General features: G+C 70.2%; 19 protein-coding genes. 15 read left to right on the top strand and 4 right to left on the bottom strand.

Annotation, left to right across the window (positions count from 1 at the left end; translation table 11 throughout):
• Window positions 1–8: 8 nt before the first annotated feature.
• The 6 genes from KU893_RS03725 (at window position 9) to KU893_RS03705 (ending at window position 7,205) form a co-directional block, all read left to right on the top strand.
• Window positions 9–4,490, top strand: coding sequence for a LamG-like jellyroll fold domain-containing protein (locus tag KU893_RS03725; protein WP_218232974.1), 4,482 nt, complete (start codon window positions 9–11; stop codon window positions 4,488–4,490).
• 138 nt (window positions 4,491–4,628) lie between these two features.
• Entirely contained in the window at window positions 4,629–4,709 is an 81-nt protein-coding gene (locus KU893_RS23765; RefSeq protein ID WP_372449664.1) for a putative leader peptide, read from the top strand.
• Between the two features lie 159 nt (window positions 4,710–4,868).
• Window positions 4,869–5,717 (top strand): sulfurtransferase, encoded by an 849-nt coding sequence (locus KU893_RS03720; RefSeq protein WP_218232973.1) that lies wholly within the window; start codon window positions 4,869–4,871, stop codon window positions 5,715–5,717.
• Entirely contained in the window at window positions 5,717–6,025 is a 309-nt protein-coding gene (locus KU893_RS03715) for a DUF1416 domain-containing protein (protein ID WP_218232972.1), read from the top strand. The genes KU893_RS03720 and KU893_RS03715 overlap by 1 nt, the downstream gene beginning before the upstream one ends.
• Before the next feature lie 104 nt (window positions 6,026–6,129).
• Window positions 6,130–6,747 carry a TlpA family protein disulfide reductase gene (locus KU893_RS03710; protein WP_218232971.1) on the top strand — a complete coding sequence of 206 codons (618 nt, stop codon included), beginning with the start codon at window positions 6,130–6,132 and terminating at the stop codon, window positions 6,745–6,747.
• Window positions 6,747–7,205, top strand: a complete 459-nt coding sequence (locus KU893_RS03705; protein ID WP_218232970.1) for a DUF4395 domain-containing protein — start codon at window positions 6,747–6,749, stop codon at window positions 7,203–7,205. Before KU893_RS03710 ends, KU893_RS03705 begins: the two co-directional genes overlap by 1 nt.
• Window positions 7,206–7,238: 33 nt before the next feature.
• Here KU893_RS03705 and KU893_RS03700 read toward each other — a convergent pair whose 3' ends face one another.
• The 4 genes from KU893_RS03700 to KU893_RS03685 form a co-directional block, all read right to left on the bottom strand.
• Window positions 7,239–8,282 carry a putative endonuclease domain-containing protein gene (locus tag KU893_RS03700; protein WP_218232969.1) on the bottom strand — a complete coding sequence of 348 codons (1,044 nt, stop codon included), beginning with the start codon at window positions 8,280–8,282 and terminating at the stop codon, window positions 7,239–7,241.
• Between the two features lie 117 nt (window positions 8,283–8,399).
• On the bottom strand, window positions 8,400–8,828 hold the full coding sequence (gene dtd, locus KU893_RS03695) for a D-aminoacyl-tRNA deacylase (protein ID WP_218232968.1): 429 nt from the start codon (window positions 8,826–8,828) through the stop codon (window positions 8,400–8,402).
• 11 nt (window positions 8,829–8,839) lie between these two features.
• Complete coding sequence (locus KU893_RS03690) at window positions 8,840–9,712, bottom strand: SGNH/GDSL hydrolase family protein (protein WP_218232967.1); 873 nt, start codon at window positions 9,710–9,712, stop codon at window positions 8,840–8,842.
• Between the two features lie 12 nt (window positions 9,713–9,724).
• Window positions 9,725–10,087 carry a DsrE family protein gene (locus tag KU893_RS03685; RefSeq protein ID WP_218232966.1) on the bottom strand — a complete coding sequence of 121 codons (363 nt, stop codon included), beginning with the start codon at window positions 10,085–10,087 and terminating at the stop codon, window positions 9,725–9,727.
• 35 nt (window positions 10,088–10,122) lie between these two features.
• Between KU893_RS03685 and KU893_RS03680 the strand changes: the two genes are divergently transcribed.
• The 9 genes from KU893_RS03680 (at window position 10,123) to KU893_RS03640 (ending at window position 18,552) form a co-directional block, all read left to right on the top strand.
• Window positions 10,123–10,617, top strand: coding sequence for a heme-binding beta-barrel domain-containing protein (locus tag KU893_RS03680; protein WP_218232965.1), 495 nt, complete (start codon window positions 10,123–10,125; stop codon window positions 10,615–10,617).
• Window positions 10,610–11,047, top strand: a complete 438-nt coding sequence (locus tag KU893_RS03675; protein WP_218232964.1) for a Fur family transcriptional regulator — start codon at window positions 10,610–10,612, stop codon at window positions 11,045–11,047. Before KU893_RS03680 ends, KU893_RS03675 begins: the two co-directional genes overlap by 8 nt.
• Entirely contained in the window at window positions 11,044–11,511 is a 468-nt protein-coding gene (locus tag KU893_RS03670; RefSeq protein WP_218232963.1) for an adenylyltransferase/cytidyltransferase family protein, read from the top strand. The genes KU893_RS03675 and KU893_RS03670 overlap by 4 nt, the downstream gene beginning before the upstream one ends.
• Window positions 11,508–12,599 carry a CAF17-like 4Fe-4S cluster assembly/insertion protein YgfZ gene (ygfZ, locus tag KU893_RS03665; RefSeq protein WP_218232962.1) on the top strand — a complete coding sequence of 364 codons (1,092 nt, stop codon included), beginning with the start codon at window positions 11,508–11,510 and terminating at the stop codon, window positions 12,597–12,599. Before KU893_RS03670 ends, ygfZ begins: the two co-directional genes overlap by 4 nt.
• 174 nt (window positions 12,600–12,773) lie before the next feature.
• Complete coding sequence (locus tag KU893_RS03660) at window positions 12,774–13,148, top strand: hypothetical protein (RefSeq protein ID WP_218232961.1); 375 nt, start codon at window positions 12,774–12,776, stop codon at window positions 13,146–13,148.
• A gap of 96 nt (window positions 13,149–13,244) precedes the next feature.
• Window positions 13,245–15,005, top strand: coding sequence for a DUF4012 domain-containing protein (locus tag KU893_RS03655; RefSeq protein ID WP_218232960.1), 1,761 nt, complete (start codon window positions 13,245–13,247; stop codon window positions 15,003–15,005).
• A 30-nt stretch (window positions 15,006–15,035) separates the two neighbouring features.
• Window positions 15,036–16,403, top strand: coding sequence for a tyrosine-protein kinase domain-containing protein (locus KU893_RS03650; protein WP_218232959.1), 1,368 nt, complete (start codon window positions 15,036–15,038; stop codon window positions 16,401–16,403).
• A gap of 152 nt (window positions 16,404–16,555) precedes the next feature.
• Window positions 16,556–17,710 (top strand): glycosyltransferase family 4 protein, encoded by a 1,155-nt coding sequence (locus tag KU893_RS03645; protein ID WP_218232958.1) that lies wholly within the window; start codon window positions 16,556–16,558, stop codon window positions 17,708–17,710.
• Window positions 17,707–18,552 carry a glycosyltransferase family 2 protein gene (locus KU893_RS03640; protein WP_218232957.1) on the top strand — a complete coding sequence of 282 codons (846 nt, stop codon included), beginning with the start codon at window positions 17,707–17,709 and terminating at the stop codon, window positions 18,550–18,552. The genes KU893_RS03645 and KU893_RS03640 overlap by 4 nt, the downstream gene beginning before the upstream one ends.
• The last annotated feature ends 19 nt before the right edge of the window (window positions 18,553–18,571 follow it).

Genomic DNA, 18,571 nt, shown 5'->3' with positions numbered 1-18,571 from the left:
GACTCGTCGTGCCCGCACGACCGATGCGCAGGCTCCGGCTGCTCGCGACCCCCGTGGTCGCCGTGGCCGTCGCCTCGGGTGGCCTGTTGGCCACCCCGAGCCAGGCTGCCGCTCCCGCGGCCCCGAGCCTGGTGCCGGAGGCCCCGGCAGCAGCGGCCGCCGAACCGGCGCCGACCCCCGACGTCCTCGACGTCGCCTTCCCGGGCGGTGTCCCCACCGACGCCGCCCAGTCCCTGGCGCCGATCCCCTACGGCGCCCCGACGTACGGCACCGACGCCAAGCAGGGCCCGGTGATGACCGTCGACGGCGTCGACGACGCGGTCGGCTTCGCGTTCGAGGACCAGTGGAGCAAGCTCACGACCGGCGTCAGCGTCGAGTGCGTGTTCCGGATCGACACCGCGCTGCCCGTGAACGGCGAGAAGGACCTGTGCTCCGACAAGGAGGCCGGGGGCATCTCGATGTACGTCAACGGCGAGAACCTGGGCTTCATGGCCCACGTCGGCGGCGGCTACAAGAGCGCGCTCACGCCGATCGAGGGCAACCGCTGGTACCACGCGGTCGCGACCTGGGACGGCAGCCAGATCAAGCTCTACGTCAACGGCCAGCTGGCCCAGACGACCGCGGCCACCGGTGCCCTCACCTTCCCGGTGGCGACCTCCCGCCGGTTCGTCGTCGGCGCCGACGCCAGCCCGACCGGCATCGGCCAGCCGGCCCCGCCGAGCACCTTCGCCGGCTCCGGCGTCTTCTCCCGTGCGGTCACCGCCGACGAGGTGAAGGCCCTGGCAGCGCAGTGGGACACCAAGATCGCCGTCCCGGCGGCCGACGTCCTCGACGTCGACTTCGCCGACGGCACGCCCAAGGAGCGCGTCCGCGACCTCGCGATCAAGACCTTCGGCGACCCGAGCATCGGCCGCGACAGCGCGCTCGAGCGTGATGTCGTGTCCCTCAGCGGCGACGACGCCTACGGCTACGACCTCGCCCCGCACTGGGGCGAGATCTCGGCTGCCGTCAGCATCGAGTGCACCTTCCGCTACGACGGCGCGCTGCCGCCCAGCGCCGAGGCGTCGATCTGCTCCGGCAAGGAGTCCGGCGGCTACTCGATCTACATCAACGACGACAAGGTCGGCCTGATGGCGCACATCGGCGGCGGCTACAAGACCGCCCGCGCCACCATCGCCCCGAACCGCTGGTACCACGTCGTCGGCGTGTGGAACGGCACCGAGATCAAGCTGTACGTCGACGGCGTGCTCGCCGCGACCACGCCGGCCACCGGCAAGCTGACCCTGCCCAAGGACACCGCCCGTGCCTGGACCGTCGGCGGCGACTCCGGCCCCAACGCGGCCGCCCAGTTCTACACCAAGGGCAAGGTGGCCAACGCCCGCATCTACAGCCGGGCGCTGAGCGACTCCGAGATCCGCGCGCTCGACATCGCGGCCTTCGGCGACTACCCGAACGCCGGGGTCGCCCTGACCAGCTCCGTGCCGGCTCCCGGCGCGCACCTCACCGAGCCGGTCGAGCTCGACCTCGACATCGCGCACCAGGACAACGCCAGCGCGTGGACCTACCTGCTCGACGGCAAGCCCGTCGCGGAGGGCGACCTGGTCGGCCCCGGCCTCCAGGCCGGCGCGCACACGCTCGCCATCACGGCGGTCGACGTGTTCGGCAAGGAGCTGCGCTTCGAGGTCCCCTTCGAGTCCGACACCATCGCCACGGGCGGCGGCACCGGCTCCGGTGAGGGCAAGGGCGTCGTCCGGCTGTCCGCGATCGCGACCAGCCCCGACGGCAGCGACGTCACCACCACCTTCCGCAAGGCGACCGCGACCGTCGCGGACGGCGGCGTGCAGGGCGTGGTGAAGCAGGTCCCGACGACGCTCGAGTTCGAGCACGAGGGCGGGCAGCCGATCACCGGTCGTCTCGTCCCCGACGACGACGAGCGGAAGGCCAGCCCGTCCAGCGGCGACCTCCCCTTCCAGCGCTTCGACGTCCAGGTCGGCCCGGCCGTGGCCGGTCAGCAGGTCGTCTGGAAGGGCATCGTCGACCCCGAGCGGTCGGTCACCCTGCGGGCCTGGAACACCGAGACGTCGGCGTGGGTCGAGCTCGCCACGGCGCGCGGCGTCCGTGACGGCGACACCGTCCTCAACGCCGCGGTCAAGCCCGCGATGATCGACGGCGGCACCGTGCACCTGCTGGTGCTCGGCACCGACCCCTTCGCCGACGACCTCTCCCCGCGTGACGAGAGCGCCACCAAGGACAAGGACTCCTTCGAGAAGCCGGAGGACTACGACTTCTCGCTGGCCCACTTCACCGACACCCAGTACCTCGCCGAGGGTGCCGCCGGCGGCACCTACGACGACTGGGACGGCAAGGCCGAGTCCACGGACCTGATGAAGGCCGAGGAGCAGGCGATCTGGGCCAAGGCCTACCGGGCGACGACCGACTGGATCGCCGATCAGGCGGAGGCCCGCAAGATCAAGTGGGCCGGACACACCGGTGACGTGATCGAGAACGACTACTACAACCCGCTGGCGACCAACGGCACCGGCCAGCTGCTCTACCCGGGCCTCGACGCCCAGGTCACCCGGGAGTTCCAGTTCACCTCCGACGCGCAGGCCACCCTCGACGGCTCGGGCGTGCCCAACCAGGTGATCGCGGGCAACCACGACAACCAGCTGGGCAACGAGACCGGTCCGACGTCGCGGTTCAACCAGTACTACGGGCCGAGCCGCTACTACAGCGCTGCGCAGTCGTGGCCGGCCGGTGCGTCGTACCACGCCTGGGACGAGACGACCGACGCCCAGGGTGCGGTCAGCACCCCGGGACAGGACAACCAGAACAACTACGCCCTGTTCTCGGCCGGCGGTCTCGACTTCGTCGCGGTGGGCCTGTCCTACGGCGTGACGCAGGCCGAGGCCGACTGGGCGAGCTCGGTGTTCGCCCGCTACCCCGACCGCAACGGGATCCTGCTCACCCACGCCTACCTCGCGCCGTCGACGGCGAAGGACGGCCGCGGTGCGAGCTTCTCCGGTGACGGCTCGAAGCTCTACAACGAGGTCGTCACGGCCAACCCGAACGTCTTCTTGATCCTCGCCGGCCACGAGCACGGCGTCGGGACCAACCTGAAGACGGGTGCCAGCGCGACGGTGAAGCACAACGTGGTCGAGCTGCTGGCGGACTACCAGTTCTACAAGGTGCCCGCGAGCGAGCTGTGGCCCGACAAGGTCGACGGTGCCGGCAACATCGACCTCGACGGCGACGGCGCCACCGACCACAAGGCCACCGACCTGCTGCAGTTCGGGGCCAGCTGGATGCGGCTCCTGCAGTTCGACGTGGACCGCTCCGAGGTCAGCATCGACACCTACTCGCCGCACTTCAAGAACTTCGGTGCGACCGAGTACGACGACCGCAAGCGCTACAACGGTGCCGAGGACAACCTGACCCTGCCGGTCGACCTGTCCAGCCGCACCACGACCTTCGCCACCGACGGGCTGACCGTGGTCACCCCGACGAGCGAGGTGATCGGCGTCCAGACCGCGAAGTCGGGCTGGCCGGCGAGCGTGGAGTGGCAGGGCCTGAAGGCAGGCGACGTCTACGCGTGGACGGCCGAGAGCCGTACCGAGTCGGGCGTTCGGATCGGTTCGCTGCGCCAGTTCGGCACGGTGTTCCGGGCGACGGCCGCCGGCACCGACACGAACGCGCCCACCATCACGGTGCCGGCCGAGACCACGCTGAGCGTCGGCGAGGCCTTCGACCCGAAGGCCGGCGTGAGCGCGAGCGACGACACCGACGGTGACCTCACCGCCGCGGTCGGGTTCGTCGGTGCGGTCGACACCACGAAGGCCGGCAGCTACCCGCTGACCTACCTGGTGACCGACAAGAACGGCAATCAGGCGATCGCCTCGCGGGTGGTCCACGTGGTCAAGGCGGCCGACAGCCGCGCGGCCGCGACGGTGACCGTGGCGAACACCTCGGTCACCTTCGGCCAGCAGCCGACCCTGACCGCGAAGATCGGGCCGTCCTCGGCCACCGGTCTGGTCCGTTTCCTCGAGGGCGAGGAGACGCTGTGCGAGGCGATGGCCGTCAACGGCACCGCGTCGTGCACCGTGCGGACCCTGCCGCCGCCGGGTGACTACGTGGTCGTCGCGGACTACGTCGGCGACGCGGGCCACCAGCCGGCGCAGCGCACCTTCGTGCTGAAGGTGGCCGACCAGGCGGCGAAGGCCGACCCGGGTCTCAAGGCCAAGGCGAAGAAGTCCTCGCTGGCGCCGGGCAAGCGGGTCGTCCTGCGGGCGACCGTCGGCGCCGGGGTGAGCGGCCAGGTCGTGTTCCGCAGCGGCGGTCGGGTGCTGTGCACCGCGACGATCCGTGACGGTGTCGCCACCTGCACGGCTCCGCGGAGCCTGCGCCGGGGGACCTGGAAGGTCCGGGCGACGTACGCCGGAAGCGCCTCGCACGCGGCGGACAAGGCGGTGTTCACGGTCCGCAAGCGCTGACCGGGCACGCCATCTGACGACCGCCGCCCGGCGGGCCCGCGGGGTCCCGCCGGGCGGCGGTCTCATTATTTGAACACGCGTCTCATCATTTGGGCGTTCGAGTTCGTGGATCCGGGAAAGCCGCCTAGTCTCTTCCTCATGTCGACGACCCTGCTGCTGACCAAGCGGCGCGCGGTGGACAACTGCCGCGTCAGCTCGGCGCTGTGTCGACCCTGCTGACGGGTTTCTGAGTCCGGCCTTCTGCCACCTCACCCGTCGCCTCCGTGGCGCTCTCGCGCGCCCAGGCGCTGTCCTGTGCGCTCGTCGTGCTGCCGCATCAGCACCGTCCGTCGTACCGCACCATCGCATCCACCACGCGAACACCAGTAAGGAATCATCATGAGCCGCGAGAATTCGCTCGTCTCCACCCAGTGGGTCGAGGACAACCTCGACACCGACAAGGTCGTCATCATCGAGGTCGACGAGGACACCACGGCCTACGACAAGGGCCACATCAAGGGCGCGATCAAGCTCGACTGGACCACCGACCTCCAGGACCAGGTCCGCCGCGACTTCGTCAACAAGGAGCAGTTCGAGGCCCTGCTGTCCTCGCGCGGCGTCGCCAACGACGACACCGTCGTCCTCTACGGCGGCAACAACAACTGGTTCGCGGCCTACGCCTACTGGTACTTCAAGCTCTACGGCCACCAGGACGTCAAGCTCATGGACGGCGGCCGCAAGAAGTGGGAGCTCGACAGTCGCGAGCTGACCGACGAGCTGCCGCAGCGCGCCGCGACGTCGTACACCGCCCAGGAGCAGGACCGCTCCATCCGGGCCTTCCGTGACGACGTCGTCGCCGCGATCGGCACCCAGAACCTGGTCGACGTGCGCAGCCCCGACGAGTACGCCGGTCGCCTGCTCGCCCCGGCCCACCTCCCGCAGGAGCAGTCGCAGCGCGCCGGTCACATCCCGACCTCGGTCAACGTCCCGTGGAGCAAGAACGCCAACGACGACGGCACCTTCAAGTCCGACGAGGACCTGCAGGCGCTGTACAACGAGGTCGGCTTCGACGAGGACAAGGACACCATCGCCCTGTGCCGCATCGGTGAGCGCTCCTCGCTCACCTGGTTCGTGCTGCAGGAGCTCCTCGGCAAGAAGAACGTCAAGAACTACGACGGCTCGTGGACCGAGTACGGCTCCCTCGTCGGCGTTCCGATCGCGCTCGGCGACGAGCCCGGTGACGCCTGATGTGCGGCGCGAAGGTCGGCGGCCTGTCGCTTGACGGGGTCAACGTCGCCAAGGAGGCCGTGATCCAGGGCCAGGTCGTGCGCGGCACCGGCGACGACGCCACCCCGGTGGCCAGCGCCTACGTCCGGCTGCTCGACCAGTCCGGCGAGTTCACCGCGGAGGTCCCGACCTCCGCGACCGGCCACTTCCGGTTCTTCGCCGGCGACGGCCAGTGGACGCTGCGCACCCTGGCCCCCAAGGCCGACCCGGTCGACCGCCTCGTGCAGGCGCAGACCGGTTCGGTCGCCGAGGTCCTCATCACCCTCTGAGGGCGTTCGATCGTCGAGTAGCCCGCTCGGAACGAGCGGGCGCATCGAGACGCGGCGGCGGCTCTCGGAATCCGAGGGCCGCCGCCGGTCGTTGAAGGAGAACTGTGAACCCCGGGATCCTCATCCTCGTGCTGGCCGTGGTCGCCGCGGTCGGCTTCGGGCTGTACCGCCGCCGCACCGACGGCACCTTCGCCTCCCCGGCGGCAAGCCGCCCGGTGGTCGAGGTGCGAGGCGCGGCCTCCGCCGACGGCCGTCCGGTGGTCGAGGTGCGAGGCGCGGCCTCCGCCGACGGCCGTCCGGTGGTTGAGGCGCGCGGCGCCTCCGTGGCCGATGGCCGACCGGTGGTTGAGGTGCGAGGCGCCCCAGCGCCGAGCCTCGAAACCTCCGGCCCCTCCGCCTCCGCCGCGTGGTCGAGCATCGCCGCCTCCGTGCCCGACGCGGAGCTGGGGGAGCGGGCCACCCTGCTGCAGTTCTCCAGCGCGTTCTGCGCTCCCTGCCGCACCACCCGGGTGGTGCTCTCCGACGTCGCCGGCCAGGTCGACGGCGTCGCCCATGTCGAGATCGACGCCGAGGAGCACCTCGAGCTCGTCCGCGCACTCGACGTCCGTCGTACGCCGACCACGCTGGTGCTCGACCGCCACGGTCACGAGGTCACCCGGGCTGCCGGGGCCCCGCGCCGCGAGCAGGTCCTCGCCGCCCTTCCCGCCCTCCAGGGGTCCTGATGACCACCACTGCTCCCGCCGTCGCCGGCGTCGACCCGCGCGGCCCGCGCTTCACCGCAGCCATCACGCTCGTCGTGTTCGCCGTCGCGCTGCTGCTCTCCGACGCCGCCCCCGGCGTGGCCGCCGTGATCACCGGCGTCCAGGCGGTGCTCTTCGCGATCGGCGCCGGCCTCGGCGTACACAAGACGCCCACGGGCCTGCTGTTCCGCTCCCTGGTCCGTCCGCGCCTCGCGCCGCCGGACCACCTCGAGGACCCGGCTCCGCCGCGCTTCGCCCAGGCCGTCGGCCTCGTGTTCGCCGTCGTGGCCACGATCGGCTTCGCGACCGGCGCGGTCCTGCTCGGCCAGGTGTTCGCCGCGTTCGCGTTCGTCGCCGCCTTCCTCAACGCCGTCTTCGCGTTCTGCCTGGGCTGCGAGATGTACCTGCTGGGGTTGCGTCTTTCTCGTCGCACGGCCTGATCTGATCGTCGTACCGGGCATCTGGGTCGTGATTCACGCGACGTCACGACCGTTTTGTCCGGTACGACGATGCCCGAGCCAGCGTTCGCGGTCGGTCGGACTCAGCGCACGGCGTCGGGCCACGGTTGACGTGTCGACCCACCAGGCGGGCTGCTCGATGGTCCACGGCCGGGGTCGATCGGGGTCCGCTCGCTCGTAGGCACCCAGGAGACGGCGCCGGAACCGGGACTCCTCGCCGCGACCGGCCATCGCCCTGACGACCTCGATGCCGAGTCGTCGGGTGAGCTCGTCGCGGTCGAGATCCTTGCTCCGCCGCGGCCCGGTGTCGTGGACCTTGCCGTCGTACTCGCCCGCGACGCCGGCCTCGAGGTCGAGCAGGTCCGGTGTGAAGAGGTGGTTGCCGCTCAGGTCGAAGATCGGCTGATTGCACAGCAGCGCCCGTGGCACCCGTGCCTGCCACCAGCGCCGCATCACGACCTCCATCGGTGACCAGACGTTCTCGTCCGCAACCTCCAACGCCTTCTCGAGGCGACGCTTGCCGGGGCGGCTGACCAGGCGTGCGGTGTAGGCCTGCAGCTCCGCGACGCTGGCCAGGTCGTCGTACGCCGCCATCTCGATGGCCTGCAGCGCGCCGGTGTCATCGCGAGCCACGCGGGCCTCGTAGGTGACCGATCGCACCGGCACCGTGACCGGGAGCCCATCGACGAGCATGACGTCCCCGGCGAACAGCCAGTCCTCCGAGACCTTGGCCCCCGCGAATCGACGCTTCGCGTGGCGATCGCCCACCGCCACCGGGATCGGCAACCGCGATCCATCGGCGGCCAGCCCGTCGAACCAGCGTGCCTCTTGCCAGTGCAGCGCGGCCCATCCCGTCGCCGCGCTGCCCTCGGGCATGGCCGCCACGACCTCGACGATCCGCTGGGCGACCGTGTCGGCCACGTCTGCCGGCCGGTAGAGGGACGGACCGACGCGGACCCAGCTCCGGCCGCGCGCCTGGCCGGGAGTCGGCCCGGTCAGTCCTCGCAGGTCGATGCGCGACGGCGCCACGACGCCAGGTCGGGTGAGGTGAAGGTCCATCCGGAGAGGATCTGCTGATCGGCCGGGCCCCTGCGCGGGCTCTCCACAGGGCTCGTCGTACCGGGCATCTGAGTCGTCATGCGGTCTCTTCCGCGACCCAGATGTCCGGTACGACGATCAGGGGGTCTCGAGCAGCACGGTGAACGGCCCGTCGTTGACCGAGCTCACCAACATGTCGGCGCCGAAGACACCCTTCTCCACGGGGGTCCCGGCGGCGGCGAGGGCAGCACAGACCGCCTCGTAGAGCGGCTCGCTGACCGGGCCGGGGGCGGCGGCGATCCAGGTGGGGCGGCGGCCCTTGCGGGCGTCGCCGTACAGGGTGAACTGGGAGACGACGAGCACGGGACCGCCGGTCTCGCCGACCGAGCGCTCGTCGTCGAGGATGCGCAGGTCGCGGATCTTGCGGGCCATCCAGGCGACCTCGGCGTCGCCGTCGTCGTGGGTGACGCCGAGGTAGACGAGCAGGCCGGGCGCGTCGATGGCGCCGACCACCTTCCCGTCGACGACGACCGAGGCAGAGCTGACCCGCTGGAGTACGGCGCGCACGTTGCGGCTCCTCAGGCCCGGTCGGCGAGCAGGTCGGTGACCAGGTCGGCGAGCAGGTCGGCGACCATGACCTGCTCCTCGGCGTACGGGTGCCAGGCCAGGCCGCGCCGGCCCTTGGCGGCCGCCGTGCCGGCGATCCACGGGTCGTCGGCGCAGATGTCGTGGCCCTTGCTCGGTGTCGCCGTGTCGAGGTACGTCGCCCCGCGGTCCTCGGCGACGGTGGCCATCGTGGCGTTGATGCTGTCGACCACGTGCTGCACGAGGGGTACGTCGGCCGCCGCGATGGCGAGCTCGCTGCAGGTTCCCTCCGCGGGGAAGATCGTCGGGTAGCCGACGAGCACGATCTGGGCCTTGGGCGCCCGGGCGGTGACCACGTCGACGACGCCGCCGATCCGGTCCGCCATCTGGTCGAGGGCCGCCTGGATGCTGTTGGCGCCCGCGGCCTGGTCGGCCTCGGTGCAGGGCGCGCCGGTGGGGTCGCTCTTGCCGAGCTGCACGCACTTGATGAACACCCGCACCGACAGGCCGAGGTCGTTGAGGCCCAGGCCGATCGTCACCAGGTCGGTGTCCTTGCTCACCGCGTCGATCTGCGGCGCGATGGAGCGGGCCCGGACCCGCTGCTCGCCCTCGACGGCGTCGGTGGCCGCACCCGAGCAGCTCACGTCGGTGAGGTCGAGGTCCGCCTTCTTCGCGAGCAGGTGGGGGTAGTTGTTGTGCGAGCGCACGCAGCCGTTGCGCCCGTCGGGCCGGCCGATGAGGGGGCCGGCGGTGTAGGAGTCGCCGAGGGCGACGTACTCGGGCTCGGAGCTGCTGGACTTCTCACAGGCGCTCAGCGTGACCGCGACGAGGGCGGCCGCCAGGAGCAGGGCGGAGGCGCGACGCATGGGAGGACTCTCTCAGTACACGAGCGCCTGGACGCCCTCGCCCAGCGCTTCCTCGACGAACACCGGCGCCCCCGCGATCCGTACGCCGGCCAGCAGGTCGTCCTGCGTCAGCGAGCGTCGTGCCGCGCACTGGGCGCACACCGTCACCGAGCCGGTCGCCAGGACCGCCTCGAGCAGGTCCGCGAGCGGTGTCGCGAGGGGGAGGTCGAGCTCGCCGGCGCGGCCGGGGACGGCCAGCCAGGAGGCCTCGCCGGTCAGCCACAGCGAGATCGGGACACCGGAGACGGCCGCTGCGGCGGCCACGGTGAACCCCTGGTTGCAGCGCTCGGGCTCGTCGGTTCCGCAGGTGACCTTCACGACGAGGCTGCGCGACATGGGGCAGAGCCTACGCGGCACTAGAATGGCCGGTCGTGGCCTTCGAACTCCCCGACAACCTGCACCCCAACTGCGCTCCGATCGCGTGGATGCTCGGCACCTGGCGCGGCAACGGCCACGGCGACTACCCGACGATCGAGTCCTTCCAGTTCGGCCAGGAGCTGATCTTCGCCCACGACGGGCGGCCGTTCTTCCACTACATGGCGCGCTCGTGGATCATCGACGAGGACAAGCAGAAGGTGCGCGACGCGGCGATCGAGACCGGGTTCATCCGCGGTGTCGGGGAGGGCCGCTTCGAGATGCTGCTGACCCACAACACGGGCATCGCCGAGATCTGGCACGGCGAGGCCGACAACGGCAAGCTCGAGTGGACGACCGACGCGGTCGCGCGCACCGAGACGGCCAAGGAGTACACCGCGGGCAAGCGGCTCTACGGCAACGTGGAGGGCGACCTGCTCTACGCCTTCGACATGGCCGCCATGGGGCAGCCGTTGCAGCCGCACCTGTGGGCGAGGCTCAAGCGTGCCTGAGGACCCGTCGGGGAGTCAGGACTGGCGAGCGGCCCTTCGCGAGAAGGGCTACCGCCTCACGCCCCAGCGTGAGCTGATCCTCGGTGCGGTCGACGCCCTCGGCCACGCCACCCCCGACGAGGTGCTGGCCCACGTCCAGCAGACGGTGAGCACCATCAACGCCTCGACCGTCTACCGCACGCTCGAGGTGCTCGAGGAGCTGGGCCTGGTCCGGCACGCGCACCTCTCCGACCGCGCTCCGACGTACCACTCGACCCGAGGGCACGTGCACTTCCATCTCGTATGCCGCGGCTGCGGCGACGTCATCTCCGTCGACGAGCAGGAGGCCGCGCCCTTCGTCGCCGTCCTGGCGGGCCGGGGCTTCGTCCCGGACCTCGGCCACCTCACCGTCTTCGGCCGCTGCGCCCGCTGCGAAGGAGAATCCGCGTGACCACCGTCTTGACCTACGGCACCTTCGACCTGTTCCACATCGGCCACCTGCGGCTGATCGAGCGCCTCGCGGGGCTCGGCGACCGCCTCGTCGTGGGCGTGTCCACCGACGAGTTCAACGCCGGCAAGGGCAAGAAGTCCGTCGTCTCCTACGACGACCGTGCCGCCATCGTCGGCGCCATCAAGGGGGTCGACCTGGTGATCCCCGAGCGTTCCTGGGACCAGAAGCGTGCCGACATCGTCGAGCACGGCGTCGACCTGTTCGTGATGGGTGACGACTGGGCCGGGAAGTTCGACGAGCTGTCCGACGTTTGCGAGGTGAGGTACCTGCCGCGCACCTCGGGTGTGTCGAGCACCGAGATCAAGGAGATGCTCCGCACGCTCGACCCGGCGCACATCGAGGAGATGCAGGCAGCCCTCGGCACCCTCACCCGCCTCCTCGAGCACTACCGGGACCTCACATGACCACCCAGCCGACCCGCACCAGCCCCCTCCTCGACCTCCCCGGCGCCGTCGCCGGTGAGGGCATCGACGCCGGGGTCGCCGCCCACTACGGCAGCTTGTACGGCGAGCAGCGGGCTCTCGCGGCCGGCGAGGGCTTCGTCGACCTGTCCCACCGCGACGTGCTCCGCGTCGCCGGTCCGGACCGGCTGACCTGGCTGCACTCGCTGACCACCCAGTACTTCGAGGGCCTCCAGCCCGGCCGTTGGGTGTCCGCGCTCGTCCTGTCCCCGCAGGGGCACGTCGAGCACGCCTTCACCGGCGTCGACGACGGCGAGGCCTTCACCGCCCACACCGAGCCGGGCCGAGCCGCGGCGCTGATCGGGTTCCTGGAGCGGATGAGGTTCATGATGCGCGTCGAGATCACCGACGTGACCGCCGACCTCGCGGTCGCCTGGCGCCCTGCTCCGGTGGTTGAGGTGCGAGGAGCGCTAGCGACGAGTGCTGCTCCGGTGGTTGAGGTGCGAGGAGCGCTAGCGACGAGCCTCGAAACCCCCGGAGCTCGTCCCGCACGCTACGACCTGGTCCCGCGCGACCAGCTGTCGTCGTACGCCGCGGCGGCGGGTCCGGCCGCGGGCCTGTGGGCCTTCGAGGCGCTGCGCATCGAGCGCGGCGAGCCGCGCTTCGGCATCGACACCGACGAGCGGACCATCCCCAACGAGGTTGGCTGGATCGCCGACCGGCCGTGGGGCGCGGTGCACCTGGACAAGGGCTGCTACCGCGGCCAGGAGACGGTGGCCCGGGTGCACAACCTCGGCAAGCCGCCGCGGCGGCTGACCCTGCTCCACCTCGACGGCTCGGAGAACCGGCTCCCGGCGCCCGGCGCCGAGGTCCGAGATGGTCGAGTAGCCGCCGAGGAACGAGGCGGCGTATCGAGACCCCTCGGCGTGGTCGGCTCGTCGGCGCGCCACCACGAGCTCGGCCCGATCGCGCTGGCCCTGCTCAAGCGCAACACCGAGGTGAGCGCCCCGCTCGTCGTCGACGGCCTGCCCGCCGCCCAGGAGGTAGTGGTCGACCCCGAGGTCGGGCTGCACTTCCGTCCCGCACGCTGAGACAGGACATCGTCCTGGGAAGGTTGCCCGACCGGCTCCAGCTGTCGGGCCGAAGTTAACTTCTTGTGTCAACTGCCTGAACTGCGGTCAGGTCCATGTAATAGTGGGACCGCGCTCGCACTCGGACGAGGAATCCGGTGCGGGGAACCGGAGATGTCTTAGGGGGCATTGCGCATGAAGAAGCTCGTTCTCGGCCTGATCGTGGCCGCACTGGTGACGCTCGGCCTGGTCGGAGCACCGTCGGCGCAGGCAGACCCGTACCCGGGCACGGTCGCGGTGGCCGCTCCGGCGGTTGTCAAGGCCAAGCCCGGCAAGAAGGCGAAGATCGTCCTCACCCCGGCGTCGGGCAACCTGACCCCGACCGGCCAGGCCACGGTCGTCTGCAAGGCCAGCGGCAAGGCGAAGGTCAAGTCCAAGGGCACGCTCGACGCGTCGGGCGCCGTCAAGACCGGCAAGCTCGCGAAGGGCAAGTGGACCTGCAAGGTCACCTTCGCCGGGTCCGGCATCTACAAGAGCTCGACCGCCACGGTCAAGGTCAAGGTGAAGTGACGCGTCTTCACGCGTGACGAAGGCTGAGGGTCCCGGCGGCAGCAGCCCCGGGGCCCTCTGTCATGTCTGACCGAGGATCGGTGGGAGGGAAGTCGAATGTCGTGGCTGCGTACGCCGCGCGCCCTGGGGGCAGCGGCCGGAGCGGTCGCCGTGCTCGGCCTGCTGTGGTGCGGGTGGACCGCCTGGCAGGTCAACCGGGACCTCGATGAGGCGGTGGCGCGCGGGCACGCGATTCAGGCGGCGGTCGAGGCCAGGGACACGGCGAGCCTCGACCGTGAGCTGACCGCTCTGCGCGAGGCGAGCGCGGCGGCTGCCGACCGTACCTCCGGGTTCACCTGGTCGGTCCTGGGCAGGGTGCCGGTCCTGGGCGACGACGCCCGCGGGATCGAGACCACCAGCCGGGTGCTGGCCGATCTCGCCCGCGACGGCGTCGAGCCGCTGGTGAGTGCCTCGGACCGCTTCGAGGAGCTGTTGCCGCGGGGCGGCGCGCTCGATGTCGGGGTGGCTGAGGAGCTGGCCGACCCGGTGGCCCGTGCGCACCGCGCGTTCGCCGCCGCCGACGCGGACCTGACCGCGGTCGACGCGTCGGGCTTCGTGGGCCGGCTGCACCGCCAGTTCACCGACTTCCGCGACCAGGTCGCCGAGGCGTCGGATGCGCTCGGGTCGGCCGAGACCGCGACCCGGGTGCTGCCGACGATGCTGGGCGCCGAGGGCCCGCGCCGCTACCTGCTGGTCTTCGAGAACAACGCCGAGATCCGCGGCACCGGCGGCCTGGCGGGCGCGGTGTCGTACGTCGAGGCCGCGGACGGCCGACTCGAGCTCCGCGGCCATGTCGCCGCCTCGTCGCTCGGCGAGGCCCCGGCGCCGGTGCTGCCGTTGAGCGGCGCCGAGCAGGAGCTGTACGGCGACGTGCTCGGCACCTACGCGATGAACGCGACGATGACGCCCGACGCCCCGCGGGCGGCGGCGCTGCTGAAGGCCCGCTGGGAGCGGGAGTTCCCGGGGCAGCGGGTGGACGGCGTCGTGCTGCTCGACGCGTTGGCGATCGGCTACCTCCTGGACGCGACGGGACCGGTGAACGTCGACGGCGTGCAGATCACCGGTGCGAACGCCGTCGACGAGCTGCTCCACACCACCTACCTCCGGCTGCCCGAGCCGGCCCGTCAGGACGCGTTCTTCGCCGAGGTCGCCGCGGCGACGTTCGCGAAGTTCACCTCCGGGCTGGGGAACCCGACCGGGGTCCTCGAGGCCCTGGGCCGCGCCACCGACGAGCGCCGGGTCCTGGTCCACGCGTTCGACGACGCGGTGCAGCAGGAGCTGGCGGGGACGCCGATCGCGGGGGAGCTGGCCACCGACCCGGAGTCCGAGGACGCGCAGGTGGCGGTGACGCTCAACGACATGACCGGCGCGAAGATGTCGTACTACCTGCGCTACGACGTCGACGTCTCTGCCACCGCCTGCCGTGGCTCGGCGCAGACCTACAGCGCGAAGGCACGGATCTCGTCGGTCGCGCCGCCCGAGGCGGCGACGCTGCCGGACTACATCACGGGCGGCGGCACCTACGGCCCGCAGCCGGGCACCCAGGTATTGGCGGTGCGCGTGTTCGGCCCGGTCGGGGGCGAGGTCTCCGACCTGGAGTTCAACGGCGTGGCATCGGAGGCCGTCGAGGTCGACCAGGACGGCCGCCCGGTCGCGATGACCTACGTGCAGCTGACGCCGGGCCAGACGGTCGACCTGGCATGGAAGATGAAGAGCGGGGCGGGCCAGACGGGGGACACCGCCCTGGCCGTGACACCGACGATCGAGCGGAAGGACAGCACGCGCACGCTGCCGAGCGCCTGCGCAGGGGGACGATGATGAGGACGACGAACGAGACGGGTGCCGACCATGGAGCTGCGTGACTACCTGCGGGTGCTGCGCCGGCGCTGGGTGTCGATCCTGGTGATCACCGTCGCGGTGACGGCGGCGGCGGGCGCGTTCACGGCCCTGCAGACGTCGCAGTACGCCTCGACCGCGCGCCTGTTCGTCACGACCTCGCAGGCCAACGACACCCAACTGCTGCAGGGCGGCCAGTTCTCCGCGCAGCGGGTGAAGTCGTACGCCGACCTGATCACCAGCCGCGAGCTCGCGCAGCGGGTGATCGACGACACCGGCCTCAAGCTGGAGCCGGGGGAGCTGACCGACCGGGTGAGCGCCGAGGCGGTCCTCGACACGGTCAACCTGGAGATCACCGTCACCGACCCCGACGCCCATCAGGCCCAGGTGATCGCGCAGTCGTACGCCGAGCAGCTGACCGACCTGGTCCGGGAGCTCGAGACGCCGGCGGGCCAGACCGAGGCGCCGATCAAGGCGACGATCGTGGACGCGGCGTCGTTCTCCGACACCCCGGTCTCCCCGCAGCCGAAGCGCAACCTGGCGCTCGGTCTCGTGCTCGGCCTGATGCTCGGCTTCGGTCTTGCGGTCCTGCGCGAGCTCCTGGACACCCGGGTGAAGTCGCTCGACGACGTCGCCGAGATCACCGACGCCCCGACCCTCGGCACCATCGCCTACGACGCCACGGCCGCGAAGACACCGCTGCTCACCCAGATCCCGTCGCACTCGCCGCGCGCGGAGTCGTTCCGGGTGCTGCGGACCAACCTGCAGTTCGTCGACGTCGACAGCGCGCAGAAGGTGTTCGTGGTCAGCTCCGCGGTCCCCGGCGAGGGCAAGACCTCGACGGCGGTGAACCTCGCGCTCAGCCTGGCCCAGGGCGGCAACCGCACCCTGCTCGTCGAGGCGGACCTGCGCCGCCCGATGGCGGCCAAGCGCCTCGGCATGGACGAGGCCGTGGGCCTCACCAACGTCCTGGTCGGCAGGATCAAGGCGGCCGACGTCGTCCAGACCCACGACGACTCGGGCCTGTCCTTCGTGGCCTCCGGCCCGATCCCGCCCAACCCCGCCGAGCTCATCCAGTCGAACGCCATGGAGGACTTCCTGGCGTACGCCCGCGAGGAGTACGACATCGTCCTCATCGACGCCCCGCCCCTCCTCCCCGTCACCGACGCCGCCCTGCTGGCCGCCAAGGCAGACGGCGCGCTCGTGATCCTGAGCCACGGCAAGGTCACCCGCGAGCAGGTGCGGCACTCGATCGAGCGGCTCGATCAGGTCGACGCGCACCTTGCTGGTCTGGTGCTGAACAAGGTTCCGGCCAAGGGCAGGAGTTACGGCTATGGCTACGGTTACGGGTACAGCCCCGCCGATATCGAGGCGAGCTAAGTGAGGAACTCCAGTGAGTCATCTTCATTTGGATGTCCGATCTCGACGGCTAGCTGATATCCGGTCGATGTTGGCGGGCGCGGACCTTTGCGGCCCTGTCGTGGTTGAGAGTGTCAAGGGTGGAACGCGACAATGGTGAGGGGTGAGCTCTGATGCCCAAGCCGCGACTGCTTGTGGCGACGCCGTACCTTCCGGGGCGTGTCCATGGGCACGCCGCAGACGACTTGGTGTTTGCGTACTACGGGAGCCTTGCGAACCACTTCGATCTTCATGTCGTCGGTCCTAGCACCGGGAACGCAGCGTCCACACCAATACCGCCCGGCGTGACGGTGCACGCATGCAGGGTCGCCGAGTCGTCGCGGGCCTCGGTGGTCGGTCGCTATCCCTGGGCTCTGCGTCATTCCTGGAGTAAGGCGATGACGCGAGCCGCCCTAGCGGTAGTGGATCGGGTCGATCCGGACCATCTTCACGCTGAGTACCTCCAGCCTGCCGAACTCGTCATGCGCGCAAAGCGGCCGTTCACGATCACTCTCCACGACCTCACCGCAGAGTTCATGCGCTCAAAACGTGCCTGGTCCCGGACTCCTCAGGAGTCGGTCTACCGACTGATCGAGCAATTGCGCGCCGAGCGGGTCGAGTCCCAGGTGACGCGCCGCGCCCGCGGTGTGTTCGTTTTGTCGGAAGCCGACCAGCAGCTGTTGGCTTCATCCGGAGTCGACAGCACTGTCCTGCGTCTCGGGACGACTATCCCGTCATCGCCGTGGACTCTGGCCGAATCGGATCCTAACCAAGTTTGCTTTATGGGGGCTTTATGGCGTGAGCCGAATCAGGTCGCGGCCCGTTGGCTCGTTGAACGGGTAATGCCGAAGGTGTGGGGTAGCGCGCCTAACGCTCATCTCGTGATCGCGGGAGCGCGGCCACCGAGAGCCATGGTGGAAGAGTTTCGCGACCATCCTCGCGTTCGAATTGAGGCCGATGTCCCAGACCCCGTACACGTCTATCGAGCCTCGCGTGTGGTCATGGCGCCGACACTTGCCCCTGCAGGGATCTTGCTTAAGGCTGTGTCGGCCCTCGCGTTGGGGGCTCCTGTGGTGCTGAACAACGCCAGTGCCGCTGCGTTTGAGCCAGACATGAGAGCGCGAATGCTGGTGGGCGAAAGCGCGGAGGATTTTGCCCGATGCGTCATCGATTTGCTTACGGATCCACAGGAAGCAAGGCGCGCCGGAGAAATTGGCCAGGCGTTCATTGAGAGTCGGTTCTCGTGGTCATCCTACGCGAGGGAGATGTCAGGAGTGATTCTCCGATGAGCGCCGATCCCACTCCCCTTGTTGCCGTCGTGGTTGCGTTCGACTCGGAGGAACTGCTGCCCCGGTGCCTGACGGCGTTGTTGGAGGCGGGTGTTGAGTCGGTGCTGGTCTGGGACAACTCGCCAGCGCCGCGGAAGCCGTGGTGTCAGGCGACTCTCGGCGATCCTCGTGTGCGCCGACTCGGGGATGGGGTCAATCACGGCTTCGGTGGGGGAATCAACCGGGCCGTCGATACTTTGGGCGACCTTGCGGGCGTGAATCTCTTGTTCGTGAACCCCGATTGCTTCGTCAACGAGGCGGCAGTTTCTAGGATTCGCGACCGGCTCGCAGATCCGTCGGTGGGCGCAGTCGCGCCCGGGATGCGGTACCCCGATGGACGGAGGGGTATTGCCGGTGGATCTCGGCCGTCGGTCATCAAGGAGGCGCTGGCAGCGACGAGAGTCGACGATTTGATGCCCAGGCGTGTCAGGTCCTACGTGCTGTCAGGCGCGGGCGGCCGGCTTCCGTGGGGCGCATATGGGGCGTCGGTCACATCTGCCGATGACGTTGCTCTTGCCTGGGTGAGTGGGTTCTGCATGGGAATCAGAGGAACGGTCTTTCAACAAGCAGGCGGATTCGATGAGTCGTTCTTTCTCTACTTCGAGGACGTGGACCTCTGCCGACGAGTCGCCGCGTGCGGCCTTAAGCTGCTCGTGCTCGGGGGCGTTGAGGTCGAGCATGTGGAAAGCACCTCGACGGAGCGGGCGGGAAAGAGCCGACTCTATTGGGCTGGCTTCGAGCAGTACGCCATCAAGTACAGGTTGCGGGCTGGCCGACGACTCGCGAGCCTGATGCAACGATGAAGATTCTGTTTGTGACGCC

This window comes from Nocardioides daeguensis, from assembly GCF_019192965.1.
Classification (GTDB): domain Bacteria; phylum Actinomycetota; class Actinomycetes; order Propionibacteriales; family Nocardioidaceae; genus Nocardioides; species Nocardioides daeguensis.
This window is presented reverse-complemented; position numbering and strand designations above follow the sequence as displayed.

Coding starts and splice junctions, on each gene's coding strand:
- KU893_RS03640 (WP_218232957.1), top strand. CDS start 17,707: ATGAGCGCCGATCCCACTCCCCTTGTTGCCGTCGTGGTTGCGTTCGAC.
- KU893_RS03655 (WP_218232960.1), top strand. CDS start 13,245: ATGTCGTGGCTGCGTACGCCGCGCGCCCTGGGGGCAGCGGCCGGAGCG.
- KU893_RS03645 (WP_218232958.1), top strand. CDS start 16,556: ATGCCCAAGCCGCGACTGCTTGTGGCGACGCCGTACCTTCCGGGGCGT.
- KU893_RS03650 (WP_218232959.1), top strand. CDS start 15,036: ATGGAGCTGCGTGACTACCTGCGGGTGCTGCGCCGGCGCTGGGTGTCG.
- KU893_RS03705 (WP_218232970.1), top strand. CDS start 6,747: ATGACCACCACTGCTCCCGCCGTCGCCGGCGTCGACCCGCGCGGCCCG.
- KU893_RS03715 (WP_218232972.1), top strand. CDS start 5,717: ATGTGCGGCGCGAAGGTCGGCGGCCTGTCGCTTGACGGGGTCAACGTC.
- KU893_RS23765 (WP_372449664.1), top strand. CDS start 4,629: ATGTCGACGACCCTGCTGCTGACCAAGCGGCGCGCGGTGGACAACTGC.
- KU893_RS03660 (WP_218232961.1), top strand. CDS start 12,774: ATGAAGAAGCTCGTTCTCGGCCTGATCGTGGCCGCACTGGTGACGCTC.
- KU893_RS03685 (WP_218232966.1), bottom strand. CDS start 10,087: ATGTCGCGCAGCCTCGTCGTGAAGGTCACCTGCGGAACCGACGAGCCC.
- KU893_RS03690 (WP_218232967.1), bottom strand. CDS start 9,712: ATGCGTCGCGCCTCCGCCCTGCTCCTGGCGGCCGCCCTCGTCGCGGTC.
- KU893_RS03720 (WP_218232973.1), top strand. CDS start 4,869: ATGAGCCGCGAGAATTCGCTCGTCTCCACCCAGTGGGTCGAGGACAAC.
- KU893_RS03700 (WP_218232969.1), bottom strand. CDS start 8,282: ATGGACCTTCACCTCACCCGACCTGGCGTCGTGGCGCCGTCGCGCATC.
- ygfZ (WP_218232962.1), top strand. CDS start 11,508: ATGACCACCCAGCCGACCCGCACCAGCCCCCTCCTCGACCTCCCCGGC.